This is a genomic window from Paenibacillus faecis (assembly GCF_008084145.1).
Classification (GTDB): domain Bacteria; phylum Bacillota; class Bacilli; order Paenibacillales; family Paenibacillaceae; genus Fontibacillus; species Fontibacillus faecis.
Genome location: NZ_VSDO01000002.1, coordinates 297,987 through 317,499, shown reverse-complemented (window position 1 = coordinate 317,499; position 19,513 = coordinate 297,987). Strand labels below are relative to the sequence as shown.

The window sequence follows — 19,513 nt, the reverse complement described above, 5'->3', positions numbered from 1 at the left end:
ATAGCAGCTTGAACACTCCTATGATAACGACCCCATCAGGTGGTTTTGATATAAGTATCACTACACCACCCGCATAGCAGGTGGTATGTTGTTTCGCACGCTTCGCGTAATAAAAGAGGGTGCCCCTCAGTCATCTACGATGACTCTTGGGACCCCCTCTAATCCTTATCTATCGCTAAACCTCAAGTACCGAAGGCATGATATGCGGCGTTCTGCCGACTTCCCGCTGAAAATATCTCCGCATCACTTGTTGGGTCGTGCGCAGCCAAAGCTTTTGGCTGTACGTCTCCTTCTCCCCCATACGGTTCAAGCTGCGCCGCAAAGCGGCTTCCGCACGCCGCAGCAGCGGCCGGGCGTCCTGCATGTATACGAATCCCCGGGTCACGATGTCCGGACCGGATAAAATCTTGCCCGTCCGGCTGTCTACGGTCATAACGACCACGACGATGCCTTCCTGGGCCAGTTCCATACGTTCTTCAACCAGCTCATCTTCATTGAGGCGCATTTCGCCGTTGCTGATAAAGACCTCGCCCGCCGGGATCGTTCTGCCCCGCTTTGCGCGGTTCCGGTAAACCGACAGCGTATCGCCGATATTCATGACGAACACCCGGTCCTCCGTCAGCCCCGTTTGCAGCGCCAGGTTCTTGTGACTTAACAGCATACGGTATTCCCCATGAATCGGAATAAAAAATTTCGGTCGAATAAAGCTCAGCATCAGCTTAAGATCCTCGCGGCAGCCGTGTCCCGACGTATGGATGTCGAAAATAGAGCCGTAGATGACATGGGCGCCCGCGCGCATCAGCATATCGATGCTCCGGTTTACATTTTGACCATTTCCCGGAATCGGAGATGAAGAGAAAATGACCGTATCCCCCGGATAGATTTGCACGGAGCGGTGCGCTCCCGAAGCGATCCGGCTGAGAGCCGCGTTCGGCTCGCCCTGGCTGCCCGTGCAGACGATGAGGATTTGCCGGTCCTCATACCGGTCGATATGCTTCACATCGACCAGCATGCCCTCCGGAACCCGGATATAGCCCAGATCCTGACCGATCGCGAACACCTTCTCCATGCTGCGGCCGATCACGACGATCTTCCGGTTGCATTGCATCGCCGCATCTACCACCTGCTGCAGGCGGTGCACGTTCGACGCGAACGTCGCGAACAGAATTCTTCCGTCGCACTGCCGAAACGCTTCCAAAATGGCGCCGCCCACCCGCCGTTCCGAGGGGGTGAAGCCTTCTTTTTCACTGTTCGTACTGTCCGCCAAAAGCGCAAGCACGCCTTCCCCGCCGACGCTGGCCATTTTGAACAAATTCGCCGGCTTATCCTCCGGCGTAAAATCGAATTTAAAGTCTCCGGTATGCACCACCGCACCGTATGGCGTATCGATCACGATGCCGTAGGCATCAGGTATGCTGTGGGTCGTCCGGAAAAAATGCACCGACAGCTGCTGATAATCGAAGCGGTCGTTCTCATCAAACACATGCAGCTTGACCTCGCCCAGCATCCGGTATTCCTCCAGCTTGGCACGCACCAGACCGATCGTCAGCGCTCCCCCATAAACGGGTACCGACAGCTGCCGAAGGACAAACGGCAGGGCGCCGATGTGATCCTCGTGGCCGTGGGTCAGGAACAATCCTTTGATTTTATGCTGATTTTGCGTGAGGTAACTGATATCGGGAATGATGTAATCGATGCCGGACAAACGGGAATCCGGAAATTTCAATCCGGCGTCCACGATCACAATCTCGTTCTTGTATTCGATCCCGTACATATTCTTTCCGATTTCGCCTATGCCGCCAAGCGAAAAAATCCGCACGGGCGGCGGAGACGACTTGGAGCGTCGGCCGGACTTCCCGTTTGCTGCGTTCGCACCCGTTGTATTTGCTGTATTCGCTGGCTTCGTTTTTGCTTCCTTCAATTTTGCTTCATTCATTATGCGGTTAATCCTCTCTAGAATTATGCAGACTAATCTATGCTCAATTATACTGAAAACTACTCATAATAACTATTTAATTTTTATATTTGATATTTCGTTAGGCCGCGCACAAGAAACAAGCCGGAACCCGGACACCGCCGAGCACCGGCTTATTGCAAGCCATAAAGGAGATTTACCCGCGCCGCAAAACTTTTAAACTTTCTTTCAAATTCTAAAACTTATAAAAACGTGGGTAGCGATGATTAGTCCAGGATGCCGCTTTTGTTTACGATCTCCAGCCAACGCTGCGCAATGAGGTGATGGCCCGCGGCCGTCGGGTGAACTCCGTCCCAAAGCCAGTAAGCCGCCTCTCTCCGCTGTTCGGCCGCATCAAAGGCGTCCTGAAGCGGGACGTAAACCGCGTCGAACCGCTCGGCCAATTCACGCAGGGTCTTCCGGTACCCGGCAATCAACTCGGTCCACTGTTCCCAGCGGGCGGCGGTGGCTCCGGTCTTCAGGATAAACGGCTCGCACAACACGAGCTTGGCCTCGGGCATCACCTCGCGGGTCTCGGTCAGCAGGTGAACGTAAGCCCTTTCAAATCGGTCCGTAGCCCCGCTCGGTTCTTCAGACACGATTCTCCAGGCGTCGTTGACCCCGATCAAAATACTGATGACATCCGGCTTCAGGCTGATCGCATCCTCATTCCACCGCGCATACAAATCGGATACGCGGTTGCCGCTGATTCCCCGGTTCAGGAATGTCGGCTGCCGCTCCGCGTGGATATGCCCAAGCTCGCCGGCGATCATATACGCGTAGCTGTGCCCCAAAACATGATTCGGATCGCTCCCCCGGTCCCGATTTCCGTCGGTGATCGAATCGCCCTGAAACAAAATAACGCAGTTCTTTTTCAACACGAATCCCTCTTTTCCCATGATGAACGACATCGTATTCTCCAATTATCGATTATAGCAAGGAATGGCGCCCGCGCGAAGAACAGAATTCACATGATGCAAAAAGACCCCGCGTAGCGGAGTCGTCAACTTGCTCTTCTGCACCTTATTTAACCGCGACGAAAAACAATCTTGCGGCATCCTCGCCCGCCTCCACCCACTCGAAATCGGCGTAACAGGCGACGTCGCGGAAACCGCAGCGGAGCAGCTCGCTCTTCATCCACGCCGGGTCGTAAGCCCGCTGGGTATGATGCTCCTCAAAACGCCGGTACAGGCCCGGACCGTTCTCTTCTTCACGGGCAAAGATCGTCAGATGATGTTCTATTTCATCCCGTGCCGCATCCCGTTCACAGGTCCAGATATAGGCTACGGAAGATTCGTCCCAGATAAACGGCTGTTCCTCCTCATACCGACGGAAAGTGTTCGGATGGTGAACGTCAAACAGGAACGTGCCGCCCTCTTTAAGCCCCTTATAGGTCCTCTGGAATGTACGGACGACATCCTCTTCTTCCAATAGGTAATTCAGGCAATCGCAAAAAGAGATGACCGCATCGACCGGCTCGGGGAGTTCCCATTCCGTCATATCCTGCTGAACCCAGCGGATGCTGCCGTCGCGAAACAGACGAACGCCCTGCGAAGTGCCCTCCATTTTTCGGCGGGCCACGGACAGCATATCGGCGGATAGATCGATGCCGGTCACTTCAAATCCCGCATTGACCAGGGGGATCGTAATGCTGCCGGTTCCGCAGCCGAGATCCACGACCGTTTTGGGCATCCCGAGCCGCTCCCAGGCCTGGCGGGCAAACCGGATCCAATCCGGGTAAGGCATGTCTTCCATCAATTCATCGTAAACATAAGCAAATTTCCGGTAGGCTACCATCGATGTTCCGCACTCTCCCTTTCTGTTCCCGAAACCCATTCATGGCGGGTGCCAAACGCTTTATTCGGGGTTATCCGGCTTGTTCTTCAAGACGGAGGTCAGATAGGTCCAGTTCTCTTCTTGCGTAATTTTGCCTTCTTTCATCAGCTTGCCGAGCGCCCGCTTAAACGCCGACTTGCTGATGCCGAACCTCTGCTTGATCAAATCCGGCGCCGTTGCGTCGGAATAAGGCATACTGCCGCCGGGCCGGCTTTCCAGGTAGGCCAAGATGCGCTCCGAATCCTCGTCCCGGCCGATCTCCTTGCGCGGCGCCATGGACAAGTTAACGCGTCCGTCCTCGCGGACGTGCGCGACGCGGACTTTGACCCGCTCGCCCAAACGCAGCAGGCGATTGCGTTCCGAGGAATGGATCATGCCGATCGCGCCGAACCCGAGTACGCCGCCATCCACAATGACGAACGTCCCCATTTGCAGCGGTTTGTACACAATGGCTTCCATCCATTGATTATTCCAGGAGGTCGGGGCGTGAAACGTTCGCGGCGCAAGCTCCTGTTCACCGGCCAGCTTGGCCTTGAGACGCCCCTGCTTGTCATGCTCCATGATCACATAGACCCGATCCCCCACCTGCGGGTGGAGTTCCCTGAGCTCGGGAAGCTCGCGGATCGGAAGCAGCAGTTGCCGGCCTAGGCCCATTTCCAGAAAACAACCCAGCCGTGGGTGTACATCGGCCACTTCGAGCAGCGCCAGCTCTCCTAGGGTCAGGAAAGGTTTCTTCATCGTGGCCGCCAAGCGGTCCTCCGTGTCATAAAACAGAAATACCTCCACGGTTTCGCCCGGCTGAATCTTCCGCGTCAGCTCCGAATAATGAAGCAGAACATCCTGCGTTCCCCCGGTAAGGAAATAGCCGTAAGGCGAAACCTCCCGGTCCACGGGCAGGGAGACGATCGTTCCGGCTACCAGACTCATACGTTCTCCACAACTTTAGCGTCCGACCACAAACGCTCGATATTGTAGTATTCCCGTTCATCCCGATGGAACACGTGGACGACGACATCGCCAAGGTCCATCAAAACCCAGCGGGCTGTGTTCATTCCCTCGATCCCGCGGATCTGCGCCCCGGCCTCCTGAGCCCGTTTGCGCACCTCGGTGGCGATCGACTGTACCTGGGTATCCGAATTACCGTGGCAGATCACGAAATAATCCGCGATGAGAGAAATTCCTTTCAGATCCAAAGCCACCAGGTTCATCGCTTTCTTGTCTTCCGCGGCGGATACCGCGAGTTGAAGCAGTTCTTTTGGTGATACCGGCATTCATTCAGCCTCCTGTTATAGTTGGTTGTTTTATAAATTTAGCGTTAAATCGTTAAGATTCCGGGTTTCTCTTCTTGAGCTGAGCGATTAAATCGTTCCTGGCCAACACCGTCAACGGGAAAATGGCCTTTTTCTTCTCCAGCAAAAACGAAATCGTCGAATCGAAACCGGCTAGAAGCGCCTCCTCCAGACTGACTTCGGCCAGTTCCCGGATCCGCTCGACTCCCGGAAACTCTCTCCCCGGCTCGATATAGTCGGCCAAGCAGACGATTTTATCCATTTGGGTCATGCCGACCCTGCCGGAGGTATGATAGCGAATCGCATCCAGTACCTCCGGATCGTCGACGCCGTAATCCCTTTGTGAAATAAAAGCCGCGACCTCGGCGTGAAGCAGCTGTTTGTCATGGTCCAGCAGCTCCGCATTCAGGCCGTTCTCCCGGATAACGGCTTCCTGCCGCTCCACCGGCCAGAACTTGGCCAAATCGTGCAGCAGGGCCGCCAGATCCGCTTTAACGGGATCCGCTCCGTAGCGGCGAGCCAATTCTACCGCGGTCTGCATCACGCCTTCGACATGTTTCCACCGTTTGGCGGGCATCTGACCGGAGACGATCCCGATCAGTTGTTCACGGTTGTAAACCATACAATCCGCTCCTTACGATATATTCATGCACCTCGTCGGGAACCATGTAACGCACCGACTTTCCGCTGGCCAGTCTTTTGCGCACGAGACTGGACGAGATGTCGACCAGCGGCATATCGGCGAGATGCACCGCCTGCTGAATATGATCCGGCAGCGCATCCAGCTCCAGAAAGCTCCCGGGGCGCTGCAATCCGATAAATTTGAGCATGCCGGTCAGTTCTTCGATCCCTTCCCATTTGGGCAGGTAATTGACCATATCCGCACCGATGATAAAATAGAGGTCCAGATCCGGATGCTCGCGCCGCAGCTCCCGGATCGTATCCACCGTATACGATACCCCGCCGCGGCGAAGCTCGATATCGAGCGGTTTAAACGCCGGATTGGCGCGGGTGGCGGCTTCCACCATTTCCAAGCGCTGTTTGCCGCTCACCCCGGCCTGATGTTTATGGGGAGGAATATGGGAAGGCATAAACCAGACTTCCTCCAGCCCATACTGCTCCCGCGCGGCTTCCGCCGCCAGCAAATGGCCCAGATGGACCGGATCGAACGCGCCCCCCATGATGCCTACTCTGCTCATCGCCGTTCTCCCCCCAGCCGTTTATGGAAGCTCGATCTGCTTATATTCTTGAGACTCCTTGTATAAAACGATCGTTCTTCCGATCAGTTGCACCAGTTCAGCCCCGGCGCCTTCGGCCAGTTCTTCGGCGATCTCTTTCGGATCGTCCAGATTGTTGTTCAATATGGAAACCTTGATCAGTTCCCGACGCTCCAAAGCCTCGGAGATATGACGAATGATCTGATCGTTCGTTCCCCCTTTGCCCACCTGAAAAATAGGCTGGAGATGATGGGCGAGGCTCCGTAAATAACGTTTTTGTTTTCCGCTTAGCATGTAAGTTCATAACTCCTCTAAAATTAATAATGGTTATCATATCCCAAGACCTCTTGCGAAGGAAGGGGTTAACCCAGTGTACCTAAAACCGCGTTGCGCATCGCTTCGACCGGTGCCGTAAGGCCGGTCCAGTATTCAAAAGCGTAGCCGCCCTGATACACGAACATCCCGAGGCCGTTGTGAATCCGGCAGCCTTTTTGCTCCGCGCGGATCAGCAGCTCCGTCTTCAAGGGATTGTAGATCAGGTCGCTCACGACGATGCCGGAAGGCAGCAGCGCCGGATCGATCGGCGTTTGTCCGGGATGCGGATACATGCCGACCGATGTCGTGTTGATCAGAATATCGATTTCGGGAAGGATCCCCGCGATCTCTTCCATTCCGCAGCCTCGCAGCGGCCCCAGCCCGCTCCATTCCGCTGCGAGGCTGCGCGCTTTGTCCGCGGTTCGGTTCGCTACGGTGACCCGGCCCGGGTTCTCGCCGAGCAGCGCATGCACAATGCCGCGTGCCGCGCCGCCGGAGCCGAGCACGAGGACGTTCTTCCCGGCCAGGTCCGAAACCGCCTCCTCTTTCAAGGAGCGGATATAGCCGATGCCGTCCGTGTTATATCCCTTCAGCCGGCCGCCGTCATTGACGATCGTGTTCACCGCTCCGATCGCCCTCGCCCCTTCATCGACTTCGTCCAAGAAAGGGATACAATCGACTTTGTGGGGGACCGTCACGTTTACGCCCCGAAAACCCAGCGCACGGACGCCCATAATCGCTTCTTCCAAGCGCCGAGCCTCCACGTGAAGCGGAACGTACGTCCCCGCCAGCCCGGAAGCGCGGAGCGCCGCCTGGTGCATGACCGGCGATTTCGATTGGATGACGGGGTCCCCCATCACGCCGAGCAGCAGCGGAAGTTCGGGACTCATCGTATGTTTCAAGGCATTCATAGCTTTCCCCCTTTGGTCCGTTCCATAAGTGCGGGCCGTCTTAGATCAAAGATGGCCGGACCAATACTTTGATCCCTTTCGGCACATGGACGGCTACAACCGCGCCGACATCATTATTGACTTTCATCCAGCCGAGACCCGAGATAAACAGATCGGAACGGCTTCCTTTAGGGATTCGGAATTCGTGCCGGGTCCACTCGGGCAGTTTCTCCAGATTTTCGCGATTTGGCGGCGAGAGTAATTCACCGGCATGATCCCTGAACAGATCGTCCGCCCGTTCCAGCTTGGTACGATGCAGCGGTACCCGGCCGCTTGCGAAGCAGGTGAACGACTGGCGTTCCCCTTGAATAAAATCGAAACGTCCGAAGCCGCCGAAGAAAAGGGTTTGCCCTTCGTTCAATTGGTACACCGCCGGTTTTAACGGCTTGTCCGGGAGCAGCACGCCCAAATCCTGCGGGCTGACCCACTCGGTATAGCGGGACGGATACATAATCCCCGGCGTATCGATAATCGCCTTGCCGTCATCGAGCGGAATATGCACCATATCGAGCGTCGTACCGGGGTATCTGGAGACGGTCAGCTCCTGCTCCAGATCGCTGTAGTCCCGAATCAACCGGTTGATCAGCGTCGATTTGCCGACATTCGTCGCCCCTACCACATAAACGTCACGGTCTCCCCGGTAAGATTGCAGGGCATCCAGCAAACGGTCGAAGCCGCTGCTTTGTTTCGCGCTGCAGAGCACCACATCCTCAACTTTCAGACCGAGATCTTTCGCTTCTTTCTGCACCCAGTTGCGAACCTTGTTCCAATTGGTGACTTTGGGCAGCAGATCAATCTTGTTGACGGCCAGCAATACCGGATTGGTCCCGATAAAACGCTGCAGCCCCGAAATCACGCTGCCGTGAAAATCGAAGAGGTCAACGATATGGATCACCAGCGCTTCTTGGCCGCCGATTTGTCCCAGCAGTCTTAAAAACTCGTCCTGCTCCACCGTAACGGAAGAGGATTCGTTGTAATTTTTAATGCGAAAACAGCGTTGGCAGATCACCGGCTCCCTGTCCAAAGCTTGCTGCGGGATAAACCCCGGTTTGTTCTGCTCCTCGCTTTGCAGCCGAATCCCGCAGCCGCTGCAGCGAAGTTCCGGCCCTTCGTTTTGCTTGTCCGTCATTTCTGTTTTTCCTCCTCCAGCCATAATCCCGACTTCCCGAGCCGATGCTTGACGATTCGTTCCAATCTGCGGTTGATGCGGGTTCCAAACCCTTCGTCCGCCACGGAAATCGGAAGAACCAGCACGGTAAACAAGCCCTGCCGGTTCCCGCCGAAAATGTCGGTCATCAACTGGTCGCCGACCACGATCGTTTCTTCGGGGCGCAGCCCCATCATATCCATCGCTTTTCGGAAAGCGGACCCGGCCGGTTTTCTGGCCTTATATACATACTCAATATTTAATGGGGTCGCAAACACCGATACCCTGTCCAAATTATTGTTTGACACGATCACGAGTTTAAACCCGGCTTTCTTTACCTTTTCAAACCATTCCACGAGTTCCGGCGTGGCCAGCGGAGCCTTGGCTCCGACCAGCGTGTTGTCCAGATCGGTAATAATTCCCCGGTAGCCTTGATCATACAGGCTCTGAAGATCGATATCAAACACGTTGTTCACGCGTAACTTGGGCAAAAATCTCTCAAACAAAATACGTTCACCTCGGTTTCATACGACAAACTATACCATATCCTTACTCCATCTTATCATTTTATTTTAAAAAATAAATTGTCCCCGGCGCAAGCACCGGGGATGGAGCTAAATGTTCTGACGCAGATGAGTATCAGGATCGGGTTAAGAACGGGATCCGTACCCTCTTGCGGGTCATGCGGCTTAATTTGTGGCCCAGCTCCTGCACGATTCTCCACTGGCTTACCGAAAACGCCTGCGGACTGTAGCTGGCTTGCTCGAATTCCCGCAGCAGTCCGTCGAGAACGGCCGAGATGCCCGGCTCCTGCTCTTTCCAGCGGGCGAACGACTCCCGAAGCGTTTCGTCGCCGCTGCGCGCAAAACCTCGGCGCTTCATTTTTCCGACGATACGCAGCGTTTCCATGACCGCCTTCTCCGACAACGTCAAAGGCCGGCCGAGCCGCAGCCGGAAGAACCCGTAATAAATCGCGGACCGCAGGTGGTAGACAACCCAGGTTACAACGATTGCCAGTGCGATCAGAAATACCGTCCGGACGGTGGCCGGATTCAGTTGGTCCATCAAGCCGGGATTGGCTTTGGATGTGGTTTCGTCCTGCGGCGTAGTCTCGGCGAGAGCCGGAACATCCTCTTCTTCATCGTACAAGATCGGGGCGTCGAATCCCGGGGTCGCTTCGAAGGGAATCCAGCCGTAATCCCCGAAATACAGCTCGGCCCAGGAATGGGCATCCGCATTGTTGACGCGGTACGCCATACCGTTCTCCGGGTAACGCTGCAAAAATTCGGGGTCCGGTTGGGAACCCGGCGCATAGCCCTTGACCCATCTGGCCGGGACGCCCAAAGAGCGAGCCATCATGACCATGGAAGTGGAGAAATAATCGCAATAGCCCTGTTTGACGTCAAACAAAAATCCGTCGACAAAATCCTTGCTCTTCTTGCGTGATAAATCCGGTTTGTTCGTATACTCGTAGTTTTGCCGCAAATACGCCTGAAGCAGTTCCATTTTCGCGTAAGGCGTCGCGCCCTCGGCCGTAACTTGCTCGGCCAATTCACGAACCCGGTCCGGAAAACCGTTGGGAATCTGCAGGTATTCCCTATACTTTCGTTCCGGATATAGCTCCTCATATGTCGCGCGCCGCACCTCTTCCAGAGGGATGATCGGAATGTCCGACACGACTTTATATTTCCGCGGGTATAGGCGGGTCGACTCCTCGCCACGATTCACCGCCTGTCCCATCCCGAGCCAGAACAGCTCCCCTTCCTTCTCGGTCCATTCCAGGTTGGACGAGAAGACGCCTTCATCCAACACTTCGACGCTTTTCATCGCATACCCGCCGAATAAAACCGGATACACCTCTTCATTTTGCATCGTGATCGTCTGCTCTACCCGCCTAACTTCCGTTTTGGGCGCCTGCTCCTTGTGCGGCAGCGTCCCCGTCGGATTTTCATGGAACAGCTCGTAATCGCGTCCTTCCTGACCCAGACCGGCCCATCCTTCGCCCGTATAGGTTCTCCGGGTCTCCCCCCGCCAATAAGACCGGACAGGGGTTTCCACCGACATGACCGGAGTATAGCTGAATTCGAATCCGCCGCCGAGCTCCCTGTCATCCCGGCTATAGCCGGATTGAACCTCCGTCCGGTCGTCGCCTTGATCCGTCGGCGTGTTGGCGGCCGCAACCGCGGGCAGCGCCGCGCTATCCGCCGGTTCGGAGGCGCTTTCCCTGTTCTTCCAGGCCGTGTATGGATCGGTTAAAATCGGGGACACCGTAGGCATACTGATACCCACCAGCAAAATACAAGAAAAAATAGCCAGGATGTTGAAAGCGAGCTTTAGCGGCTGACTGCGCATTCTTCTCCAGCCCAGCGGATATTTCAATTGAAAATTTCGAAAGTGAAGGCTGGCCAGCCAACCAAGACCGGCGAAGACGGTCCATGCTACATTTTGCCAAAGATAATAGGAAGTAAAGGAATCCAGAATCGTGAAGGTTATCAGATTGGCGGCCATGAACAACAATACGCTTCTTTTTCCGGTCAGCAGTTCCAGCGCCAACTCGAAAAGAACCCAAGCCCCCAGCGAGAACCAAATATAGGGTACGAAATGCTGGGCCATTCCCTGTAATTGATCGGGAAAAAAAGGACCGTACGGCACATATGCCCCCATTACCACCAGTACGGCTCGCCATCCCAGGACCACCGCGATGATCTTGATCGACCATTTCCATGGCGAAGGGACGGGCAATACTTCAATGATAGCAATCGTCAGCAAGGTAACCGTAACCAACGTCGTAGTTTCCGAAAACCAGAGCGGCTCCGTGTAATCCACCCATTGCATGCCTATGAGCAGAAGCCACAACACGGCGAAAATCCGATACCACGAGTACTGGCGGTTTACGGCTCGTTTCATGGCTTTCCACCTCCCAAGGCGATCGGAAGCTCGCTCAGCGACGAAACCGTAACCCCTCTGAACCCATGCTTGTGAAGGTTCACCCTCCTGCTCCCCTCACGGGTCGCCGCCTGAAAGGAGCTTCCCGTGTGAATGTGATAAGGGATCATTTGGCGGGTACGGGCCCATCGCATGATGTTCAGCAATTTTTCATCAGCCAACGGGCTGATCAGGATAAAGAACGCACCAGGCGTAAAAAAGTCCCGTTTGGCCTCCAAAATATCCCGGTGGTTTCCGTAGCCGTCGGCGTTGATATCCACCAGATGCTGAAGCATTTGCTGACGCCCCAGCAATCCCTCCGCGGGCGGAAACCCGCGGAACGGTCTGCCGAGCGTACACATTCCCATGCTGATCCTTTCCCGGATTCCATATTCGATCAGCGAAGCCGTGGTCGATACCGCCAATTCAAACTGGGCCGGGTCCAAATAACTGGACGAATGTGCGTCCAGCACCAAAACCGTCTTCGGCAGCGATTCGTGCTCGAATTCCTTCGACTTCCAGGCTCCGGTTTTTGCCGTGGCATTCCAATGAATCCGCGAAATCCGGTCCCCGTACATATAATCCCGGACCCCGTTGATTTGCGTCGTCTCCCGCCGGGACAGCGATACCGCTGTCTCGGGACCGGCCAATCGGGAGTTCCGGCTGTACAACTGCCACTTCGGCACAAACACCGTTCTCGGCAGAACCCGGAATTCGCCGCCCGTTTGGAACTCGCCCTTATGCTTCATTAATCCGAAGATATCCTCGGATTGACACTCCGTGCTGGCGAAAACATACCTGCCTCTTTCCAAAGGAGGTGTCTGGTAAACCAGAAAGCCCTCTTGGTTAAAATGAGGAATGATGCTGTCCTCGAAGATCCAGGAATCCCCGTTATGCCGGCGCAGATGCTCCCGGATCACGATATAGGGAAGCGGGAGAAACCGCGGAGGCTGAACATGGAGTTTTACCTGAACCTGTTCGCCCGCCTTGAGAAGCCCGGTCCGGTCCCCCGTTAGCGATAAGGTTCGCGTTCCTTTGATTCTTTTGACTCCGCCGAGCCCGCTAAGGGTCCAGTAAGCGACCAGCAACGAAACCATAGCGAACAGCATCAACGATGTCTTGCCGCCCTGAAACAAAACATAAAACAGACAGATCAGCCAGAGGGACGCCACCTTCCAAAAATTGATCGAGGTCATCCCCGTTTTGAAATAATCCAGAACCGCGCGCATCGGTTACCGTCCCGCGGACACCGGCACCTGTACCTGCCGTAAAATTTGCTGCAGTACCTGGGTCGAATTCACGCTGTCCAGGCGGGATTCCGGCCGCAGCAAAATCCGGTGCCCCAGCACATAAGGCGCCAGTATTTTCACGTCATCGGGCAGGACATAACCGCGTCCCTGCAAGAATGCGTACGCTTTGGTTGCGGTCATGAAGGCGAGCGAAGCCCGCGGCGAAGCTCCCAGAAGCACGGCTTCATGCTCGCGGGTCCGTCTGACGATCTCCAGCAGATAATCCGCCAGCGCCTCGCTGATATGCACCTCGCGGATCTCCCGCTGGATCTCCGCAATTCGGTCCATCGTCGTTACGGGCTTCAAGTGGTCGACAGGTTGCCCCTGGCTATGGGTCTGCAGCATGCTTTTTTCCGTGGCCGCATCGGGATAACCCATCGCGATTTTCAGCATAAAACGGTCCAACTGTGCCTCGGGGAGCATGTATGTTCCCTCAAAATCTATCGGATTTTGCGTAGCGCATAGGATAAACGGATGAGGAAGCGGATAGGTGACGCCGTCGGCGGTCACGCTGCGTTCCTCCATGACCTCCAGCAGCGCGGATTGCGTTTTGGTCGTCGCCCGGTTGATTTCATCCGCCAGGAGGATGTTTGTCATTACCGGACCCGGCCGGAACACAAACCGTTCCTCATGAGGGTGAAATACCGAAACACCGGTAATATCGCTCGGTAGAATATCGGGATTGCACTGAATCCGCCGGTATTCCCCGTCCATGGATTTGGCGAGCGCCTTGATCAGCTGCGTCTTGCCGGTCCCGGGTACATCTTCAATCAACACGTGGCCGCCGGCGAGCAAGGCCGTAAGCAGCAATTGGATTTCAAAGGATTTGCCAAGAATGCAGGATTCCAAGTTTTCTTTAACAGCGACTATAACGGAAATTGATGGCTCTTTCACGGGCACGTTGTTCCCTCCAGACATAATTTCAACATGTGCTATAGCTGGCTTCATATTACTTCTATTGTACATGATGTTAGATATGGAAGTATACTTTAACCCTGAACCTTATTAAAGCACTCTTTTGGTAGACAAAAGAACGCCATAAAGAAAAAAGACCCAGTCGGCCTAAAAGCCTTTGGGTCTTCATCGTACATTTTTTCCTTCATCCTTTCGGCCGCACGACGAGGGCCGCCAGGAACGAGAAGATGATCGCCGCGGAAATCCCGGCGCTGGTGACGTCGAATATCCCCGTAATTACGCCGATCCAGCCGTCGCGGTGCAGCTCGGTCAAAGCCCCGTGAACCAGAGAGTTACCAAAGCTCGTAATCGGCACGGACGCCCCGGCTCCGGCAAATTTGACGAGCGGATCGTACCAGCCCAGCGCATCCATGACGGCCCCGGCCACGACCAAGGTACTCATCGTATGGGCGGGGGTCATTTTAAACACATCGAACATAATTTGGCCTACGACGCAAAACAGGCCGCCAATGACAAAGGCCCACAGAAAAATCATCCTTCGAATCCCTCCCTTTCCAAGGCTACCGCGTGCGCAATGCAGGGGATGGTCTCGCCCTGCTGATAGGACAGCGGGGAGAGCAGCGCACCGGTCGCGGCGATCAGCACCCGGTTCAATTCACCCTTCTTCATTTTTTTCAAAATATGCCCGTACGTCACCACCGCCGAACAGCCGCAACCGCTACCGCCTGCCATGACATAGGGCTGTTTCTCCCGGTCGTAAATCATCAGGCCGCAATCCTTGAAATCCGTGGCCCCCATGTTGACGCCGTCCTTTTTCAGCACGTCTTTCACAATGGCATGTCCTACCGTCGCCAGATCGCCGGTAACGATCAAATCATAGTCCTCCGGCTTTCTGCCGGTATCGCGAAAATGGGCGACCAGGGTGTCCGCCGCCGCCGGAGCCATCGCTTCCCCCATATTGAAGGGGTCCTTGACGCCGAGATCCTGAATGCGGCCGATGGTGGCGTGCGTAATTCGGGGTCCCGAACCGGAAGAGGAGACGACCGCGGCTCCCGAGCCTGTAATCGTGTACTGGGCGGTAGGCGGTTTTTGCGAACCGTATTCCGTGGGGTACCGGAACTGTTTCTCCACCGTACAATTGTGGCTCGCCGTGGCCGCCATCGTATACTTTGCTCCGCCCGCATCGACGATCAGCGCCGCCATGGCCAGGCTTTCCATGGAGGTGGAGCAGGCTCCGAAAACACCGATATAAGGAGCTCCGATTTTGCGGGCGGAAAACGTGGCGCTGATGATCTGGTTCATCAAGTCCCCGCTGATATAAAACTGCAGCTCTTCCCGAGTGATCCCCGCATGCGACAAAGCCAGCGAAGAGGCGTGCTCCAGAAGCTTGCGCTCGGCCTTCTCCCAGGTCTTCTCGCCGATCTCCAGATTATCGTAAACAAAATCAAAATCCCCGCCCAGCGGGCCTTCGCCTTCCTCCGGGCCGACGACGGACGCCGTCCCGATAATAACGGGCTTCGATTTGAACTCCCAGGTTTGCGCGCCGGTCAATATCATCAGTGTACGCCCCCCAAACCGAAGATCACATGAATGACACCGACCACAAATGCGGCAACCACGCCGAACACAATCACGGATCCGGCCAGTTTGAACATGTTGGCCCCGACCCCGAGTACGAGTCCTTCCGCTTTGGATTCAATCGCCGAGGAACACATGGAGTTCGCAAAACCGGTAACCGGAACCGCCGATCCCGCCCCGGCCCATTGGGCGATTTTATCGTATACGCCGAGCGACGTAAGGATCACGGAGATAATGATCAATACCGCCACCGTCGGGCTGCTGGCTTCCCGGGACGTCATTCCGCCGTAAGTCATGAACAGCTGCTGTATACACTGGCCGAGCAGGCAGATCAAGCCCCCGACCAGAAAAGCCTTAAGACAGTTGGTGAAAACTTTGGTCTTGGGCTTATGTTTCTTGGCAATTTGTTGATAATCCTGTTCCGTCAGGGACGTCGTATTCAATTCCACCCTAGCCCCGGACTTAGATTTCGTTTTCGCTGGCAAGCGCGATTCCTCCTTTTATCATCACTATTCAAGACAGGGCTTGCACTGTATCCTCAGTATTTGCCATCGGGCTTCTTGTTATGATTGGTAAATCATCCATGGAATCCGGCCTGTCCAAGTGGACGAGATCCCGTAAGAAATCTGGGGCGGGCGGCGATCGGAAGATCATTTTATATGGCGGCCGTACATTCAGCGGATTCCACGCCTATTACGTCCTAACTGAAGCTGCTCAGCCGTCAAATTACCGGGATTTTCTCCAGCTAATTTGGTGCTGTTCTCCCCGGTTGGCCACATTAGATGGAATTCCTCCAGCTAATTTTTCCCCTTCGGCATAAATCAGCCCTCCGCCCGAAAAATAACTGGAGCTATTCCCGTTAATCGTGTGCTGCAAGCTTCCCCGCACCTGATTAGCGGGAGTTTTTCCAGTTAATCTGACAATTCAATACCACCAACACTAGCACATTCAGACCCGCTCATTCACGATCAAGCAAATACATGTAATTTGGTACTTCTGTTCTTGGAGCCCTTATAGTGTGGGTCAAACTTGAAAAAACGGTTTCCCCGTGGAAAACCGCCGTTTCATGCACTTTCGCCCTATAGTAATTCCAGGATGATGACCAGCAAGATAAATAAGAGCAGGATCAACAACCAGTCCTTGGTGTAGCGCTCCATCATGGCCGCCTTTGCCTCCCCCGAGTTTCCTAATCGAACTTGATGTAGTATATGAGCCCCCGGGGGGCGTTGCTACCTCCAAAGATGGAATTTACTCCACTTCCGAAAAACCCGCCTTCCGGCAGCATGGACAATCCGGGGAAGGTGGTACATACTATTTATTGATGGAAAGGAGTGTACGAAAAGATGAACAATAAAACGATGGAGCTGTTCAAACAGCTTACGGAATTTCCCGCGGCTCCCGGCTTTGAACGGGAACTCCGCGCCTGGTTTAAGGAACAAATGTCCCCTTATACCGAAGAATTCGTACAAGATCGGCTGGGGAGTCTGTTCGGCGTCCTGCGCGGCGATGACGAAGGCCCCCGGGTTATGGTGGCCGGGCACCTGGATGAAGTCGGTTTTATAACGACAGGGATTACCGACAACGGGATGGTGCATTTCCAGCCGCTCGGGGGCTGGTGGAGCCAGGCGGTTCTGGCCCAGCGCCTGCAGATCATTACGCCAAAAGGCCGCATTATCGGCGTCGTGGGGTCGATCCCTACACATCTGCTGGACGAATCCCAGCGCAGCAAGCCGGTCGACCTTAAAACGATGTATCTGGATATCGGGGCGGACAGCCGGGAAGAAGCCGAAGCGGCCGGTATCCGTCCCGGGCAGCAAATCGTTCCGATTTGCGAATTTACGCCGATGGTTAATCCGAAGAAAATCATGGCCAAAGCCTGGGATAACCGCTACGGCGTCGGCCTGGCGATCGAGCTGATGGAGGCGCTGCACCAGGAGAAGCTGCCGAACACGCTGTACTGCGGCGCCACCGTGCAGGAGGAGCTCGGCTTGCGCGGAGCCCGGACGTCGGCTAACTTGATTCAGCCGGACATTTTCTTCGGCCTCGACGCCAGCGCGGCGAACGATATGACCGGGGACAAGAAAGCCTTTGGACAACTCGGCCAGGGCGCCTTGCTGCGCATTTACGATCCGACCATGCTCACGCATCGCGGGATGGTCGAATACATTCAGGACACGGCCGATACCCACAAAATCAAGTATCAGTATTTCGTTTCACCGGGAGGAACGGATGCGGGGCAAGTGCACCTCAGCGGGATCGGCGTGCCGTCGACGGTGATCGGGATTTGCTCCCGCTATATCCACACGTCGTCCTCGATCATTCACACGGATGACTATGCGGCGGCCAAGGAATTGTTGATCCGTCTGGTCAAAGGGCTGGACCGCACCACGCTGAATACGATTTTGGAGCGCAGCTAACCGTAATCAAAGCCACCCGTGTGAACGGGTGGTTTGCTCTAAGACTATTTACTGGCTAGCGTCTTAAGGCGCTAGCTTTCACCTCGTTCAAGCTACTATGCCGTTGCCGCTTTTGCCTCCCCTGAAGGGGTGCGATTATAACCAGTCCCCTACCGACCACCTTGATAACATAAAATTCCTGCATATGTGCATGTTTTTTCTTGTTCGGGGCCCAAAATTTCTAAATACCTGCAAATCTGCAGGAATTTTCGACGAAACCGGCCCGTTTCTCTAAAATCGCTGGAAATGCCTGCAGATTTGCATCTTTTTTCGCATTCCCTCGGGAATCAGGCTTAAATACCTGCAGATTTGCATCTTTTTGGAGTTCGAAGTTTGGAAGCACACTCACTAGGCGCCTCTTTGTATGTGACGTATCACTTCGATTAGCCATTAAACTACCTTTTCCTTTCGTTATAAATAGTAGCAGCTTGAACACTCCTATGTTACGAACCCATCAGGTCGTTTTTTGCCATAAGCAGCACTACACCACCCGCATAGCAGGTGGTTTTTGGTTTCGCACGCTTCGCCAGCTCAACTGGCTAAAGCCCCAAATAAAAGCGCGGGTACAGGAGAGTGATCCCCTGATACCCGCGCTTTTTGTTGTTCGGCATCCCGCCGTTTACCCGAAGGTGATCACCGGTTAACCGTGTTCCAGGTGTTCACCAGATGTTCCTGGGCCCAACGGATATGATTCTCGTCGCTGTATCCCCGATAATAGCACTCAATATGAAAAATTAAAGCCAGATACAAATCGTACAGCTCCATCCGCTCCCGGTCGGCGGACGTAAACGACTCCTTCCCGTAACCGCGGAAGAAGGCCTGGCTCCCTCCGGCTACGGAGCGAAAGTAAAATTCCATCAGCGGATCGCCCCACAACGCCCGCTCACAGTCAATCAACGCGATAATCCGCCCTTCTTTTACGAACACATTGCCGTCCCATAGGTCCCAATGGACCAGGCTCGGAACGGTTACCTCCGCCAAACTGGCTTTACGCCGGCTTATAAGATCCAAAATGGCGTCTTCGTCCGCAGGAAGGGTTATGCTTTTTACCCGGGCATCCTTCAACAATCCCGCAACCATGCCCGAAAACACGGCCGGCCAATCCTCCCCCTGCCATTCTTCCCGGGCGTAATATCCGAACCGTTCACCTTGAATACGGTTGATGCACCGGTTCAGTCGGCCCAACTCCTCCTCGATCCGGACGCGTTCCTCACCCGGTAGGCTTTCCTTCACTTTGTTGTAAGGACTGCCTTCAATAAACTCCATCAGAAACCAAGCCCCGTCCTCGGATCCGATTTCATCGTAAAAGACGGCCGGAACGGGAACACTCCCGGCGTTTCGCAATAAGCGCAGCACCTCCACCTCCGCTTGGATCACGTCCCGTTCATAAGACATCATTCCGTCCCCTGATCGGGGGGCTGCCTTTAAAACCGCTTTCAACCCGTCATTGCAGGTAAGCGCATAGGCCGAGTTGAACCACCCGTCCGTTAATTCTTCATAGTGTGCCAGCGTTCTTTGTCCTTGAAAAGCCCGATGAACCAAAGTCTCGAGTTCCTGGCCGGACAGCTGGGGCTTAATCGCATTTTGCATTACGGCTTACTCCCATCGTCTGAATATTGGCCGACGGAATCGTCGGATAATG

General features: G+C 54.9%; 19 protein-coding genes. 1 reads left to right on the top strand and 18 read right to left on the bottom strand.

The annotated features are described in order from the left end of the window. Window positions 1-175 precede the first annotated feature (175 nt). From FRY98_RS09240 to spoVAC, 17 genes are all read right to left on the bottom strand, one after another. Window positions 176-1,936, bottom strand: coding sequence for a ribonuclease J (locus FRY98_RS09240; RefSeq protein WP_148451482.1), 1,761 nt, complete (start codon window positions 1,934-1,936; stop codon window positions 176-178). A gap of 245 nt (window positions 1,937-2,181) precedes the next feature. Further along, window positions 2,182-2,865 (bottom strand): SGNH/GDSL hydrolase family protein, encoded by a 684-nt coding sequence (locus tag FRY98_RS09235; RefSeq protein WP_249043376.1) that lies wholly within the window; start codon window positions 2,863-2,865, stop codon window positions 2,182-2,184. 112 nt (window positions 2,866-2,977) lie between these two features. Beyond that, window positions 2,978-3,751 carry a class I SAM-dependent DNA methyltransferase gene (locus FRY98_RS09230; RefSeq protein WP_148451481.1) on the bottom strand — a complete coding sequence of 258 codons (774 nt, stop codon included), beginning with the start codon at window positions 3,749-3,751 and terminating at the stop codon, window positions 2,978-2,980. A 60-nt stretch (window positions 3,752-3,811) separates the two neighbouring features. Further along, a complete protein-coding gene (locus tag FRY98_RS09225; RefSeq protein WP_148451480.1) occupies window positions 3,812-4,717 on the bottom strand; it encodes a CvfB family protein in 906 nt (301 codons plus the stop codon). Further along, complete coding sequence (rsfS, locus tag FRY98_RS09220) at window positions 4,714-5,061, bottom strand: ribosome silencing factor (RefSeq protein WP_148451479.1); 348 nt, start codon at window positions 5,059-5,061, stop codon at window positions 4,714-4,716. The genes FRY98_RS09225 and rsfS overlap by 4 nt, the downstream gene beginning before the upstream one ends. Window positions 5,062-5,113: 52 nt before the next feature. Beyond that, entirely contained in the window at window positions 5,114-5,701 is a 588-nt protein-coding gene (gene yqeK / locus FRY98_RS09215; RefSeq protein WP_148451478.1) for a bis(5'-nucleosyl)-tetraphosphatase (symmetrical) YqeK, read from the bottom strand. Continuing rightward, window positions 5,685-6,278 (bottom strand): nicotinate-nucleotide adenylyltransferase, encoded by a 594-nt coding sequence (locus FRY98_RS09210; RefSeq protein ID WP_148451477.1) that lies wholly within the window; start codon window positions 6,276-6,278, stop codon window positions 5,685-5,687. Before FRY98_RS09210 ends, yqeK begins: the two co-directional genes overlap by 17 nt. A gap of 21 nt (window positions 6,279-6,299) precedes the next feature. Continuing rightward, on the bottom strand, window positions 6,300-6,590 hold the full coding sequence (gene yhbY / locus FRY98_RS09205) for a ribosome assembly RNA-binding protein YhbY (RefSeq protein WP_148451476.1): 291 nt from the start codon (window positions 6,588-6,590) through the stop codon (window positions 6,300-6,302). Window positions 6,591-6,658: 68 nt separating this feature from the next. Further along, window positions 6,659-7,522 carry a shikimate dehydrogenase gene (locus tag FRY98_RS09200; protein WP_148451475.1) on the bottom strand — a complete coding sequence of 288 codons (864 nt, stop codon included), beginning with the start codon at window positions 7,520-7,522 and terminating at the stop codon, window positions 6,659-6,661. A 40-nt stretch (window positions 7,523-7,562) separates the two neighbouring features. Continuing rightward, window positions 7,563-8,690 (bottom strand): ribosome biogenesis GTPase YqeH, encoded by a 1,128-nt coding sequence (yqeH, locus tag FRY98_RS09195; RefSeq protein ID WP_148451474.1) that lies wholly within the window; start codon window positions 8,688-8,690, stop codon window positions 7,563-7,565. Further along, window positions 8,687-9,214: a YqeG family HAD IIIA-type phosphatase gene (locus tag FRY98_RS09190; protein ID WP_148451473.1), complete on the bottom strand. Its 528-nt coding sequence runs from the start codon at window positions 9,212-9,214 to the stop codon at window positions 8,687-8,689. The genes yqeH and FRY98_RS09190 overlap by 4 nt, the downstream gene beginning before the upstream one ends. 133 nt (window positions 9,215-9,347) lie before the next feature. After that, the gene (locus FRY98_RS09185) at window positions 9,348-11,615 is read right to left on the bottom strand and encodes a DUF4129 domain-containing transglutaminase family protein (protein WP_148451472.1); all 2,268 of its coding nucleotides are present in this window, start codon (window positions 11,613-11,615) and stop codon (window positions 9,348-9,350) included. Beyond that, window positions 11,612-12,862 carry a DUF58 domain-containing protein gene (locus FRY98_RS09180; RefSeq protein WP_148451471.1) on the bottom strand — a complete coding sequence of 417 codons (1,251 nt, stop codon included), beginning with the start codon at window positions 12,860-12,862 and terminating at the stop codon, window positions 11,612-11,614. The genes FRY98_RS09185 and FRY98_RS09180 overlap by 4 nt, the downstream gene beginning before the upstream one ends. A 3-nt stretch (window positions 12,863-12,865) precedes the next feature. After that, a complete protein-coding gene (locus FRY98_RS09175) occupies window positions 12,866-13,840 on the bottom strand; it encodes an AAA family ATPase (RefSeq protein ID WP_373317698.1) in 975 nt (324 codons plus the stop codon). A 181-nt stretch (window positions 13,841-14,021) separates the two neighbouring features. Continuing rightward, a complete protein-coding gene (spoVAE, locus tag FRY98_RS09170; RefSeq protein ID WP_148451469.1) occupies window positions 14,022-14,372 on the bottom strand; it encodes a stage V sporulation protein AE in 351 nt (116 codons plus the stop codon). Next, window positions 14,369-15,394, bottom strand: a complete 1,026-nt coding sequence (gene spoVAD / locus FRY98_RS09165; RefSeq protein WP_148451468.1) for a stage V sporulation protein AD — start codon at window positions 15,392-15,394, stop codon at window positions 14,369-14,371. The genes spoVAE and spoVAD overlap by 4 nt, the downstream gene beginning before the upstream one ends. Further along, window positions 15,394-15,900, bottom strand: a complete 507-nt coding sequence (gene spoVAC / locus FRY98_RS09160) for a stage V sporulation protein AC (protein ID WP_148451467.1) — start codon at window positions 15,898-15,900, stop codon at window positions 15,394-15,396. The genes spoVAD and spoVAC overlap by 1 nt, the downstream gene beginning before the upstream one ends. Window positions 15,901-16,758: 858 nt before the next feature. Here spoVAC and FRY98_RS09155 point away from each other — a divergent pair. Then, complete coding sequence (locus FRY98_RS09155) at window positions 16,759-17,832, top strand: M42 family metallopeptidase (protein ID WP_148451466.1); 1,074 nt, start codon at window positions 16,759-16,761, stop codon at window positions 17,830-17,832. Window positions 17,833-18,504: 672 nt separating this feature from the next. Here the strand turns inward: FRY98_RS09155 and FRY98_RS09150 are convergent. Then, a complete protein-coding gene (locus tag FRY98_RS09150) occupies window positions 18,505-19,461 on the bottom strand; it encodes a phosphotransferase family protein (RefSeq protein ID WP_148451465.1) in 957 nt (318 codons plus the stop codon). Between the last annotated feature and the right edge of the window lie 52 nt (window positions 19,462-19,513).

Excerpts from the sequence above, each read along its gene's own strand:
- spoVAD (WP_148451468.1), bottom strand. The coding sequence starts at position 15,394 with ATGATATTGACCGGCGCGCAAACCTGGGAGTTCAAATCGAAGCCCGTT.
- FRY98_RS09180 (WP_148451471.1), bottom strand. The coding sequence starts at position 12,862 with ATGCGCGCGGTTCTGGATTATTTCAAAACGGGGATGACCTCGATCAAT.
- FRY98_RS09210 (WP_148451477.1), bottom strand. The coding sequence starts at position 6,278 with ATGAGCAGAGTAGGCATCATGGGGGGCGCGTTCGATCCGGTCCATCTG.
- spoVAE (WP_148451469.1), bottom strand. The coding sequence starts at position 14,372 with ATGATTTTTCTGTGGGCCTTTGTCATTGGCGGCCTGTTTTGCGTCGTA.
- FRY98_RS09235 (WP_249043376.1), bottom strand. The coding sequence starts at position 2,865 with ATGTCGTTCATCATGGGAAAAGAGGGATTCGTGTTGAAAAAGAACTGC.
- FRY98_RS09185 (WP_148451472.1), bottom strand. The coding sequence starts at position 11,615 with ATGAAACGAGCCGTAAACCGCCAGTACTCGTGGTATCGGATTTTCGCC.
- FRY98_RS09200 (WP_148451475.1), bottom strand. The coding sequence starts at position 7,522 with ATGAATGCCTTGAAACATACGATGAGTCCCGAACTTCCGCTGCTGCTC.
- yhbY (WP_148451476.1), bottom strand. The coding sequence starts at position 6,590 with ATGCTAAGCGGAAAACAAAAACGTTATTTACGGAGCCTCGCCCATCAT.
- yqeH (WP_148451474.1), bottom strand. The coding sequence starts at position 8,690 with ATGACGGACAAGCAAAACGAAGGGCCGGAACTTCGCTGCAGCGGCTGC.
- rsfS (WP_148451479.1), bottom strand. The coding sequence starts at position 5,061 with ATGCCGGTATCACCAAAAGAACTGCTTCAACTCGCGGTATCCGCCGCG.
- yqeK (WP_148451478.1), bottom strand. The coding sequence starts at position 5,701 with ATGGTTTACAACCGTGAACAACTGATCGGGATCGTCTCCGGTCAGATG.
- FRY98_RS09230 (WP_148451481.1), bottom strand. The coding sequence starts at position 3,751 with ATGGTAGCCTACCGGAAATTTGCTTATGTTTACGATGAATTGATGGAA.
- FRY98_RS09155 (WP_148451466.1), top strand. The coding sequence starts at position 16,759 with ATGAACAATAAAACGATGGAGCTGTTCAAACAGCTTACGGAATTTCCC.
- FRY98_RS09175 (WP_373317698.1), bottom strand. The coding sequence starts at position 13,840 with ATGTCTGGAGGGAACAACGTGCCCGTGAAAGAGCCATCAATTTCCGTT.
- FRY98_RS09240 (WP_148451482.1), bottom strand. The coding sequence starts at position 1,936 with ATGAATGAAGCAAAATTGAAGGAAGCAAAAACGAAGCCAGCGAATACA.
- FRY98_RS09225 (WP_148451480.1), bottom strand. The coding sequence starts at position 4,717 with ATGAGTCTGGTAGCCGGAACGATCGTCTCCCTGCCCGTGGACCGGGAG.
- FRY98_RS09150 (WP_148451465.1), bottom strand. The coding sequence starts at position 19,461 with ATGCAAAATGCGATTAAGCCCCAGCTGTCCGGCCAGGAACTCGAGACT.